This window comes from Henriciella aquimarina (assembly GCF_002088975.1).
Taxonomy (GTDB): domain Bacteria; phylum Pseudomonadota; class Alphaproteobacteria; order Caulobacterales; family Hyphomonadaceae; genus Henriciella; species Henriciella aquimarina.
In genome coordinates this window covers 195,434-206,965 of sequence record NZ_NCST01000019.1, presented here as the reverse complement: position 1 = coordinate 206,965, position 11,532 = coordinate 195,434, and the positions used below count along the sequence as shown (strand labels likewise).

The following is an 11,532-nucleotide window of genomic DNA, read 5'->3' as shown; positions in this document are numbered from 1 at the left end:
CAGGTCAATCAGTCGTCTGCCAAACCGAGCGAGTTAATGCGTGAGCGTAGCGTGTTCCGGTTGACGCCAAGCAGGGCCGCCGTTCTCAACTTGTTGCCGGAAGTCACTGACAAGGCGAGTTTTATTAGCGGGCGCTCGACCTGCTCCAGAACCTCCTGGTGAATCTTGCTGTCATCAGGCGAGGCCTGCAGCAGATCCGCCATGATGTAGCGGTGCAACAGGGTCTCGACCTCTTTTTCGAAGCTCGTATTGGCCGAGAGGTCTTTCAGCGCTTCTGCCCGCAGCTCGCGCTCGATGTCGCGTTGGGAGATCACGGCATCCGGGCTGAGAGCCGCCAGGCGCATGATCAGGTTCTCAAGCTCACGGACGTTGCCGGGCCAGTCATAGGCCATCATCAGGTCCATTGCGGCCGGCTCGATCTGCTTGGCGGCAAGCCCCTTGCGCTGGGCCCTTAGCAGGAAAGTGCGCACGAGCTCAGGGATGTCCTCCTTGCGCTGGCGCAGCGGCGGCATGAATATCCGCACCACATTGATCCGGTAGAACAGGTCCTCACGGAACTGGCCCTCATCGACGAGCTTGGCCAAAGGCTGCCGGGTCGACGCAATGATCCGCGCCCCGCCGGCCTCGCGCATAAGCTTGACCAGCTGGGTCTGGGCTTCGGCCGGCAAGTCGCCGATCTCATCCAGATAAAGTGTGGCATCCTTCTGAAAGGCAAGCCCCGGCTGATCCTCCGTGCCAAAAAGATCGCGGCTGATCTGCTCGGTCGGCATGGCGGCCAGGTCTAGCGCCTTGAAGAGCCCTTCCTTGCCGGAGCCGAGTTGATGGACGGCCTGGGCCGCAAGCTCCTTCCCGGTGCCGGATTCCCCTTCGATGAGCACCGTAAGGTCGGTGTTCATCACACGCGAAATGATCCTGTAGACCTCTTGCATCGGGTCCGATCGGCCGATGAGCGGCAAACTGGCGTCGGCGTCAGGCTTCGCCCCCTGAGCGGCTGTCTCCCGTTTGTTCGGACTTTTAAGCGCGCGACCGACCAGATTGGTCAGTTGGTCAATATCAAATGGCTTGGGCAGATAGTCGAACACGCCATGCCGAGCCGCCGAGGCGGCGGTTAGGATCGTGTTCTGGCCGCTCATGACGATCACCGGCAGATCCGGCCGTGCGAGCTTGATCGACGGCAGCAATTCGAAGATGGCCGTGTCGCCTAGATAGACATCGGTGACGACAACATCGCCTTCCCCGTTTCGGATCCAGCGCTCCAGCGCGTCAGCCGACGTTGTTGCGCGAACCTGATAGCCTGCGGTTACCAGCGTCTGATTGACGACGAGGCGGATGCTCGCATCGTCCTCTGCAAGCAGAACTGTCTTGTTACTCATGTAGATGCATCCCGTTTCATGGGCAGATAGACGGAAAAGCGGGTCTGCCCTGGTCGACTTTCGACCTTGATACGGCCTTCATGTGCAGCAACAACTTCAGAAACCACACTGAGCCCCAAACCGCGACCACCTGCCTTTGTCGAGGCAAACATGTCGAACATTTGTTCACGCGACCGCGTTGGTATGCCTTTACCATTGTCCTCGACAGTGACACGGATTGTTCGCTGAAGGCGCTTGGCGTTGCGCGTCTTGGAAAAGGCGAACCCTGTCTCGAAGGCCGTCTGAAGGGTCACATGTCCATTGCCCTCAGCTTCGGCGGCGGCTTCGGCTGCATTGCGCACGATGTTCTGAAACGCTTCGTGAAGGTGGTCCTCATCCCCGAATATTTCCGGAAGCGACGGGTCATAGGCCCGCTTCAGCGTGATCTTGCCGCCATTTGCAGCTTCCTCCGAGAGCAACACCTTGTCGAGGAGTTCATGGATATTGAAGAGGTCTTTGCGCGGTGAGGAAAAGAGCTCAAACGCCGACAGCCGCGTGACCAGGCGCTCAATCCGGCCTGCCTCGCTGCGAATGACGTTCAGAAGGGACGACTGCTCTTCATCGGCGCCTCTGAGAAGAAGCTGGGCCGCGCCCGTAATCCCGGCGAGCGGGTTCTTGACCTCATGGCCGAGAATGCGCCCAAAGCCGGAGATGCCGACCGCCCCATGAGACGGGTCGCGTGCCACGGCATCCGTGACCGCCATGATAACCCCATGCGGCGGTGTTGGCCGCAGCTTCACATCGAAAGCGCGCCCACCTGTAATCGCCGGACCGGAGATCGCAACATTGTGGGCACTGACATCGCCCTCCTGCCCGAACACACGGTCGAGCAGCTCGAAGAGCGGTGAGTCGTGATAGACAAATTCGCTGAGACTGCGCCCCCGCAATGCGGATTCCGAATGACCGAGAAGCATTTGCGCTTCCGTATTTGCGGCATCGATCCTTCGCCGATTGTCAATTTGCAGCAACGCAAGCGGTGCAAGGTCCGACAAGTTCAGGGTCAGGTTCATGCCGCGACCCTCCTTTCCTGAAGATAGATACCCGACAAAAAGTCTTTCAATTCCGATGCCTGGTTCATCTGGCAGGCGGCTGCCCGAATGGTGCGCCGTTCCTGCGAGGACCAATCCAGGGGGAGCTTGTCGATCGCCGCAGCGATGTGCTTGCGTACGATCCGCAGCCCGAGCCGGTCACCATAAAGCGTCTGGCTGTCGTCGATTTGCGAGAGCAGACTGTGCAGCTGAACCTCCCGCGCAGGCATGACATAAGCATCGCCCGCCAGCTCCGCAGCAACCTTGCCCGGCAACCAGGGCTCGCCCATCGCAGCCCGGCCGATCATGACGCCGTGAGCCCCCGATTGTTCGAGCGCCATCCGGGCCGTCTCGACATTATCAATGTCGCCATTCGCGATGACTGGAATGTTCACAGCGGCGACAGTGTCATGGATACGCGCCCAGTCGGCCTGCCCCTTGTAGAACTGGCAGCGCGTGCGTCCGTGCACCGTCAGCATGCAGATGCCGGCACGTTCTGCGTATTGCGCGATGTCCGGCGCGTTCAACATGTCATCATTCCAGCCAAGCCGCATCTTGAGCGACACGGGCAAACCAGCCCCGCCCCGCAAAGCCGCATCAATGATGGCCCGTGCGAGTTCAGGTTCCTTCATGAGGGCCGAACCGGAAGACCCACCTGTCACTTGCCGCGAAGGGCAACCCATATTGATATCGATCTGATCGACACCGGCCTCGGCAAGCAGCATTGCACCGGTCTCCATGTCTTCCGGGCGTCTGGCAGCAAGCTGCACGATCCAGCGCCCGCGCCCCTCATGGCGACAGGTCCGTCGCACAACATCAGGCCTTGCTGCGGCCAGCGCTTCGCCTGCTACCATTTCGGAGACGACGGCAGGTGCACCAAAGCGAACAGCCTGGCGGCGAAACGCAGCATCGGTCGACCCCGACATTGGCGCGAGCCAGACTTGCTCTGCCTCATTATTGTGCAGTCCACTCATACTTCTTTTTCAAGCATAGTTTTGCATTGCACAATAGTCATGCGCACCAGCTGGACATGATATGACGCAATAGCTGTGGCCATCCTGCATCAGCCAGACTATTGGCTTAGGCCATGAAAACACATGCGATTATCGTAGCGGCCGGCACCGGATCGCGCACGGGGCTCGCTCAGCCCAAGCAGTTCGAGAAACTGGCAGGGAAACCTCTGTTTCAGTGGTCCATCGATGCTTTTCTGGCAAGTGCGAACATCGAGTCCATCGTGGTGGTCATGCCGCAGGCTGTTTTGTCGGAGCCTGAGCTCGTCGAAACGGCGCCCTCGCGCGTCAAGCGCGTTGAAGGCGGGGCGACACGCTCTAAATCCGTTCGAAACGGGCTCAGGGCCATCGACGCGGGCGAGGATGACATCGTTCTGATCCACGATGCCGCCCGGCCCGGCCTGGACGGTGCGACGATAGAAACACTGGTTGAAGCTCTCAAAAAGGCGGACGCGGCCGCCCCTGCCCTGCCGGTCAGCGATGCGCTTAAGAGATCCAGGGGCGACACGCTCGAAACGGTCTCCAGAGACAATCTTTACAGAATCCAGACACCGCAAGCGTTTCGCTACGGTTTGATCAGCAAGGCCCACGAACAACAGGGCGAAAGCCTCGTGGACGATCTGGCCGCAGTGGAAACGCTGGGGATTAGGGTTGAGCTTGTGCCGGGCTCACAGAGGCTGGACAAGATCACCTTCAAGGAGGATTTTGCGCGCATGGAGGCCATCTTGAAGCCTGTCGCAGCACCGCCAGTGCGGATCGGATCCGGTTATGATGTGCACGCTTTTGAAGAGGGCGACGGGATCACGCTGTGCGGCATCCGCATTCCGTTTCATCAGGGCCTTGCCGGGCATTCCGACGCTGATGTTGGCTGGCATGCGCTGACCGATGCAATTTTCGGCGCGTTGGCCCTGGGCGACCTTGGCGATCACTTCCCGCCCAGCGATCCCAAGTGGAAAGACGCCGACTCGGCGGTTTTCCTGAAGCACGCCCTTTCGCTTGCCAGCGAAGCGGGCTGGCAGCTCGGTAATTGCGACATCACAGTGATCTGCGAAGCCCCGAAGATCAAACCGCACCGCGAGGCCATGCGCCAGGCTACGGCCGACCTTGCCGGACTTCCTCTTGATTGCGTCAGCCTGAAGGCCACGACAACCGAAGGTCTCGGCTTTACCGGTCGAAGAGAAGGCATCGCCGCCCAGGCCACAGCCCTGCTGGTCCCCGCCGCCCATTCACACGGAGCCTGACATGTTTCCCGACCGCCTAAGAAATCTCTGTCTCCTGATCATGGACGAAGCACGTGAACGACGCATCAGGATCGCGACGGCTGAATCCTGCACAGGCGGGCTGCTTGCCGGTCTTTTTACCGAGTTTTCCGGCTCCTCTGACGTGCTTGAACGGGGCTATGTGACCTACTCCAACCGAGCCAAGGAGGAAGTGCTCGGCATTCCCGGTGACATCCTGGCCGACTATGGCGCGGTCTCGGAAGCCGTGGCGCGGCTCATGGCCGAAGGCGCGCTGGAGAATAGCCGCGCCAATCTGACGGTCGCCATTACGGGCATAGCGGGTCCCGGCGGCGGAACGCCGATGAAGCCCGTCGGGACCGTGCACATTGCCTGCGCACGGGAAAACAAGGCTGTGCTGCATGAGGCATGCTATTTCGGTGACATCGGGCGTCACGAAGTGCGTATGGCGACGCTCGAATCTGCCCTCGAGATGATCCGGAAGCAGATCTCCTAGCGCGAAGACGTCCCGTAACGGCGGTCGGCCTCGGTCTTGAAGGCTGCCATGATCTTGTTCACCGCAAGCTCGGTATTGGCCCGCGCCAGCAGCGACAGCACCGGATTGCGAAACTCGTAATCGATGAAGAAGTCGACGATCGTGCGGCCTTCTCCATCCGGGCGCATCGCCCAGGTGTTGCGCAAGCGGCGAAACGGGCCATGGGCCAGGCTCACCCGGATCGTTCGTTCCTTTTCATCAGCCACGACATCCGTCCCGAAGCGCTCCGAAAAGCCCTTGAACCCAACATCCGCTTCCCCGCGATAGGATTTTACAGGCCCAATCACGTCCGACGGAATGACCTTCATCGACCGGATCCAGCGGATAAACTCCGGATAGCGGCCAATGTCGGCAACCAGATCAAACACATTGCCCGCCTCGTGCGGGATAATGACCGTTTTCGAAAGTTTGGGCACAGCGCCTATCCGTTGGCGGCCAGGCGGGCGGCCTTCAGTTTCGCGAAGTCTTCCCCAGCATGATAGCTGGAGCGGGTCAGCGGCGAGGCCGACACCATCAGGAAGCCTTTGGAGCGGGCAATCTCTTCATAGGAGCGGAATTCATCCGGCGGCACGAAGCGATCCACGGCCGCATGCTTACGCGTCGGCTGCAGATATTGGCCAATGGTCAGGAAGTCGATGCCGGCCGAACGCATGTCGTCCATGACCTGCATGACTTCTTCCTTGGTTTCCCCAAGGCCCACCATGAGCCCAGATTTGGTGAACTGGTTCGGATCGCGCAGTTTGACGCGCTCCAACAGGCGCAGCGAATGATAGTAGCGCGCGCCGGGCCGGATCGGCAGATAAAGCCGCGGAACCGTTTCGAGATTGTGGTTGAACACATCCGGTTTCGCGTCGATGACCTTGTTTTCCCAGCCATCCTTGCGAAGGAAGTCAGGTGTCAGAATCTCGATGGTCGTGCCAGGCGATGCTTCGCGGATGGCCTCAATGACCTTTACAAAGTGGATTGCACCGCCATCTTCGAGATCGTCCCGGTCGACGGACGTGATGACGACATGCTCAAGCCCCATCTCATAGACGGCTTCTGCGAGCCGGCGGGGCTCATCTGTATCGACTGGCGCCGGCTTGCCGGTTGAAACGTTGCAGAACGAACAGGCCCGCGTGCAAACCTCGCCGAGAATCATCATTGTGGCGTGCTTCTTCGTCCAGCATTCGCCAATATTCGGGCAGCCGGCTTCCTGACAAACCGTCACGAGACCTTTCGAGCGGACAATCTCCTGGGTCTCGGCAAATCCCTTACTGGTGGGCGCCTTGACGCGGATCCAGTCAGGCTTGCGCAGGACAGGGGTATCCGGCCGGTTGCGCTTCTCCGGGTGTCTGTACTTCGGTGTACCATCAATGAGCGTCGCCATGCGCCCTAAATGGACGGATGTGGCGCCTCGATCAAGCTGCAACTCCTCATGGCTGCAATTCCGCAAATGTTACAAGACGTTTGAATCGATCACGGAGTGTGACAATCTGTGACAAACTTGACCGATCAGAACGAAAGATAAAGACCGGCATGTCTACAATTCCCGCACCCCTGACCTACCAACCCAAACGCACTCACATCGACATTTTCTCCGCTATCCTGAGAGCCGAAAAGGAATTTGGCGGCTCCAAGGTGGCGATTGTTGATGGGGATGAGAGAGAGTTCACCTACAAGGAGATCATACGGGCCTCCTTTGCACTTGGGTCCAAGCTCAAGAGCATGACGAAGCGCAATGAGGTCGTGGGCATCATGCTTCCGACCGGTGCCGGCGCCGTCATTGCCTTTCTGAGCGTGCTCGCTGCCGGGCGAACGCCCGCTATGCTGAACTTCACCGCCGGCGCTGCGAATCTGAAGGCCGCCATGCGCGCAGCCAGCATATCGAAAGTCCTGACCGCGCACCGCTTTGTGGAGCTTGGCAACCTGCAGCCACTCATGGATGAGCTCGGCGACCAGGCGGACATGGTCTATCTCGAAGACGTCAGGGAGAAGCTTGGCTTGTCGGACAAGCTCGCCGGCGCCCTCGGCCCCATCTTTCCGCGCCTCTTCCACGCCTCACCCGACTACCGCAAGCAGGGCGTCATCCTTTTTACATCGGGTACTGAAGGCGAACCCAAAGGTGTCGCGCTCAGCCATCAGAACATCGTCGCCAACATCGAACAGGTCAGGGCTCATATCGGCCTGAACCCTCAGGAAGATGCGGTTTTCAATCCGCTCCCCACATTCCACTGCTTCGGCCTGACCGTCGGTGCACTGCTGCCGATGGTCGCCGGGGTGAAGGCCGTCTTTCATCCCACGCCATTGCAGCCACGCGAGATCGCGAAACGCATCCGTGAAACGCGCTCCACCATCCTGCTCGCGACAGATACGTTCATCTCACAATACACGCGTGCCGGCGATGAAGGGGATATGGACACGATCCGTCTTGCCGTGTGCGGCGCTGAGCGTGTGCGCGACGAGACCCGCCAGCTCGTGCGCCGGAAGTTCGATATCGAGATCGTCGAAGGCTATGGCGTAACCGAAGCCTCTCCTGTGGTCGCCGCCAATAGCGTCGAGATGAACAAACCCGGCACGGTCGGCCACCTCATGGCGGACATGGAATATGAGCTCGTTCCGGTTGAGGGCATCGAGGACGGGGGCCGCCTACGGGTCCGGGGCCCGAATGTCATGATGGGCTATATCCGCACGGATAATCCCGGCGTCATCGAGCCCACAGACAATGGCTGGCACGATACAGGCGACATCGTCGCCGTCGATGAAGATGACTGTCTGTGGATCCGCGGGCGCGTCAAACGATTCGCCAAGATCGGTGGCGAAATGGTCTCCCTGTCTGTTGTCGAGAACTGCGCCAGCGCGATCTGGCCGGATGACATGCATGCCGCGGCCGCCATCCCCGACCCGCGCAAGGGCGAGCAGGTCATCCTTCTGACAACAGCGGAAAAGGCTGACCGCAGTGCCATCCTTGCCTGGTCCCAATCGCATGGCGTTTCGGAACTTTCCATTCCGAGAAAAGTCTATCATGTCGATGAGATCCCGGTACTGGGCACGGGGAAGATAGACTATGGCGCGGTGAACAAACTGGTCCAGCAGCTGGCAAACGCATAACTGCACGACACACATGCTTTGCCATCGCTTCATCACAATTTGCGTGTTGAAGGTGCGCCGCTAGGAAGAGGACAAGGAATCGATTCCATGATGAAACAGCTTTTTGCCGCCGCTGGCGCCGCACTCCTGTGTGCCGCTCCCGCCATTGCCGACTCCGACGAAGGCAGCGACGACAAGCACATGCTTGGCTGGTTGGAATTCGTGCGCGTTGCCGATCTCGACATCAAGCTCGACGCGAAACTGGACACCGGCGCGACCACTTCGTCCATCCACGCAGAGATCCTCTCGAAGCCGGATCGCAAGAAGTTTGATGATGAAGACGCCGACCGGGAAATCGTCTTCAAGATCATCAATGAAAAAGGCGACGAGCGTACGATCGAGACCGATGTGGTCCGCTGGGCTGCGATCAAGAAAAAGAGAGGCGGTGTAATCTATCGTCCTGTTGTCGACCTGGAACTCTGCCTTGGCGGACTCCTGATCGAGGACGAGGTGACTCTCGCTGACCGGTCGCACTTCAACTATGAAACGCTCATCGGTAGAAACATGTTGAAGAAGGCCAACATTATTGTCGACGCTAGCGATATTTACACAAAAGACGCTAAGTGCGACTCCTGATAGTCGCGGGCTTCGTATAATAAAGTGGGTGGAGACGGTCAGTGAAGCGCACACAGTTGTTGATTATTGTCTGCGTTCTGATCGCATCTGCGCTCGGAATCTTCTTCTATAAGGTCACTCAACTGGGTTTCCCGGTGATCCCGGACCTCGATTCCGACACGTGGACGATCGAATCGAAAGTCTCATTCCGAGGCCGCGGCGATCCCGTCACCTTGCGCCTTGCCCTGCCGGAATCGGAGGGACAGTTCTCGGTTGTCGACGAATCCTTCATCGCCTCCGGCTTCGGGATCGAGACCACGACCGACGAGAGCGGGCGCCGCGCCATCTTCGAGCGCCGCGCCCAGGATGGCAGCGCCGTCCTGTTTTACCGGGCCAAGCTGATCTCCGTCGACCGTCGCCTCGGGCAGGAAGAAGGCAAACCCGAGCCCGAAGCTGTCTCCGACTATCGACGCTCCGAACGGCGACGTGCCATTCAGGAGAATGCGACGCCCCTTCTGGTCGCCCTTGATTCGGTCCTCACCGAAGCCCTGGAGAAATCCGCGGGCGAGCGAAGTTTCATCACCCAGCTGGCCAGGATCAGCGCCGACGAGGATGATGACCGGATAACGACCATCATCGAAGGCGGCCCACCCGAGATCACCAATGTTGCCGACCGGCTCGTCTTCCTCCTGAACGCCGCCGGCACCCCTGCCCGGCTGGTTCAGGGGATCCTGCTCGATACCGACACCCGGCAGGCACCTCTGGAAAGCTGGGTGGAATACTGGCTCAAAGATGAATGGGTCAGCGCCAGTCCCCGTTCTGCCGAACCGCTGGATGTCGCCCGAGCCTTGCCCATTGTCTACGATCGCGCGCCGATTGTGGATGGTGACGGTTTCCGCAGCCTGGACGTTTCCTGGTCGGTCGCCCGGAACTTCGAGAGCCAGCTTCTGCGCGCCATGGAACGCGGCAAGGAGTTTGCGCCCTGGGTCAATGCGACCTCACTGCTCAGCCTGCCAATCGACCTTCAGCTCGTCTTCCGCGTGCTCCTGCTGATCCCGCTGGGCGCGCTTGTAATCGTCCTGTTGAAGCAGATCATAGGCATGCCGGCCTTCGGGACTTTCATGCCGATCCTGATCGCGCTCGCTTTCAGGGAAACCTCGCTGGTCACCGGCATGGCTCTCTTTGTGGGGATTGTCTCCGTCGGCCTCTTCCTGCGAAGTTACTTCAATCAGCTTCAACTGCTACTTGTGCCACGTCTGGCCGCCGTGCTGATCATCGTGACCTTCCTGATGATGTTCATTGCGCTGGCCGGGGAAGCCACCGGTATCCAGACAGGTCTTTCCATCTCCCTCTTCCCGCTGGTCATCATCACCATGACCATCGAGCGCATGTCTCTGACATGGGAGGAAGACGGGGCGAAGGAAGCGCTAAAGAAAGCCGCCGGCTCGCTCGCGGGCGCCGTGCCCGGCTACTTCATCCTGACGAACGAATATATCGAGCATGTCGTCATCGTTTTCCCCGAACTTCTCCTTATTGTCCTCGCAATTGTGCTCATGCTGGGCCGTTACACAGGCTACAAGCTGACGGAGTTCTTCCGCTTCCGTGTGCTTGCAGAAGGAAACAAGGCTTAGAAGACGATGAAGTTTGGTCCCTTCACCGGTTTGGCAAAGGCAGGTGTCCTCGGCATCAACAGCCGGAACCTCGATTTCATTGCCAGCTATAATCCACGGCGCCTTTATCCCCTGGTTGACGACAAGATCATCACCAAGGAAATGGCAGTCGATGCAGGTGTCACCGTCCCGGAGCTCTTCGGCGTCATCCGCTATTCGGGCGAAGCGCACCTCATCGAAGAGCTTGCCAAAAAGCACAAATCCTTTGTGGTGAAACCTTCCCGCGGCTCCGGTGGCGGCGGGATCATGGTCTTCAACGGGGTCGCAAAGAGCGGCCTGCGGCGCATGAACGGACAGATCATGCCCTGGGGCGACGTCAAATATCACCTCAACAATATGCTGTCGGGCATGTTCTCCATGGGTGATGGGTCGGACCAGGTGATGATCGAGGAGCGGCTTGTCCCGCACTCGGCTTTCTCGAAGCTCGCCTTTGGCGGGGTGCCGGATGTCCGGGTCATCGTGTTCCGCGGCGTCCCTATCATGGCCATGCTGCGCCTGCCGACAGCCGAGTCGGACGGCAAGGCCAACCTCCATAAGGGGGGCGTCGGCGCCGGCATCGATCTTGTGACCGGCCTCACGACACGGGGCGTTCAGCACAATGACGCTGTCGACATACACCCCGATTACGAGACGCCTGTCCGTGACTTCCAGGTCCCGGGCTGGCCTGAGATCCTCGAACTCTCCTCACGCCTCGGCCACCATGTCGGTCTCGGCTATGTCGGGGTCGATATCGTTATCTGCGAGCACAAGGGGCCAACCCTGCTGGAACTCAATGCGCGCCCCGGCATTGCGATCCAGACGGCTAACCTGCGTGGCCTGTGGCCCCTGCTCGAGCCCATTCACAACCTGCCCGACGTCCCCGAGGATGTTCATGAGCGGATTGCCATTGCCAAGGCAAACTGGCGCGGGGAATCGCTTGAGCCCTTTGTCGGCCCGGGTGCGCTAGCCTAGCCGG

Annotated in this window: 11 protein-coding genes; 6 read left to right on the top strand and 5 right to left on the bottom strand. The window is 59.6% G+C overall.

All coding sequences use genetic code 11. From position 1 onward, the window contains the following. Positions 1-8: 8 nt before the first annotated feature. From B8784_RS02965 to B8784_RS02955, 3 genes are read right to left on the bottom strand one after another with little or no spacing between them, the layout of a single operon-like run. Positions 9-1,373: a sigma 54-interacting transcriptional regulator gene (locus tag B8784_RS02965; RefSeq protein ID WP_084396132.1), complete on the bottom strand. Its 1,365-nt coding sequence runs from the start codon at positions 1,371-1,373 to the stop codon at positions 9-11. Then, entirely contained in the window at positions 1,370-2,422 is a 1,053-nt protein-coding gene (locus B8784_RS02960) for a two-component system sensor histidine kinase NtrB (protein ID WP_084396131.1), read from the bottom strand. Before B8784_RS02960 ends, B8784_RS02965 begins: the two co-directional genes overlap by 4 nt. Next, entirely contained in the window at positions 2,419-3,414 is a 996-nt protein-coding gene (locus tag B8784_RS02955) for a tRNA dihydrouridine synthase (RefSeq protein WP_084396130.1), read from the bottom strand. The genes B8784_RS02960 and B8784_RS02955 overlap by 4 nt, the downstream gene beginning before the upstream one ends. Before the next feature lie 113 nt (positions 3,415-3,527). Between B8784_RS02955 and B8784_RS02950 the strand changes: the two genes are divergently transcribed. Continuing rightward, positions 3,528-4,691: a bifunctional 2-C-methyl-D-erythritol 4-phosphate cytidylyltransferase/2-C-methyl-D-erythritol 2,4-cyclodiphosphate synthase gene (locus B8784_RS02950; protein ID WP_084396129.1), complete on the top strand. Its 1,164-nt coding sequence runs from the start codon at positions 3,528-3,530 to the stop codon at positions 4,689-4,691. A gap of 1 nt (position 4,692) precedes the next feature. Next, positions 4,693-5,184 carry a CinA family protein gene (locus tag B8784_RS02945; protein WP_084396128.1) on the top strand — a complete coding sequence of 164 codons (492 nt, stop codon included), beginning with the start codon at positions 4,693-4,695 and terminating at the stop codon, positions 5,182-5,184. Here the strand turns inward: B8784_RS02945 and B8784_RS02940 are convergent. Continuing rightward, positions 5,181-5,639, bottom strand: a complete 459-nt coding sequence (locus B8784_RS02940) for a type II toxin-antitoxin system RatA family toxin (RefSeq protein WP_158085551.1) — start codon at positions 5,637-5,639, stop codon at positions 5,181-5,183. The two genes, B8784_RS02945 and B8784_RS02940, sit on opposite strands and share 4 nt — an antisense overlap. 5 nt (positions 5,640-5,644) lie before the next feature. Continuing rightward, on the bottom strand, positions 5,645-6,592 hold the full coding sequence (lipA, locus tag B8784_RS02935; protein WP_084396126.1) for a lipoyl synthase: 948 nt from the start codon (positions 6,590-6,592) through the stop codon (positions 5,645-5,647). Positions 6,593-6,741: 149 nt separating this feature from the next. On the opposite strand from lipA, the gene B8784_RS02930 reads away from it, so the two are divergent. The 4 genes from B8784_RS02930 to B8784_RS02915 all read left to right on the top strand — a co-directional run bounded on the left by B8784_RS02930 (position 6,742) and on the right by B8784_RS02915 (position 11,528). Beyond that, positions 6,742-8,313 carry an AMP-binding protein gene (locus B8784_RS02930; protein ID WP_084396125.1) on the top strand — a complete coding sequence of 524 codons (1,572 nt, stop codon included), beginning with the start codon at positions 6,742-6,744 and terminating at the stop codon, positions 8,311-8,313. A gap of 87 nt (positions 8,314-8,400) precedes the next feature. Beyond that, the gene (locus tag B8784_RS02925) at positions 8,401-8,928 is read left to right on the top strand and encodes an ATP-dependent zinc protease family protein (protein ID WP_084396124.1); all 528 of its coding nucleotides are present in this window, start codon (positions 8,401-8,403) and stop codon (positions 8,926-8,928) included. Between the two features lie 41 nt (positions 8,929-8,969). Continuing rightward, positions 8,970-10,538, top strand: coding sequence for a UUP1 family membrane protein (locus B8784_RS02920; protein WP_084396123.1), 1,569 nt, complete (start codon positions 8,970-8,972; stop codon positions 10,536-10,538). Positions 10,539-10,544: 6 nt separating this feature from the next. Next, entirely contained in the window at positions 10,545-11,528 is a 984-nt protein-coding gene (locus B8784_RS02915; RefSeq protein WP_084396122.1) for an alpha-L-glutamate ligase-like protein, read from the top strand. The last annotated feature ends 4 nt before the right edge of the window (positions 11,529-11,532 follow it).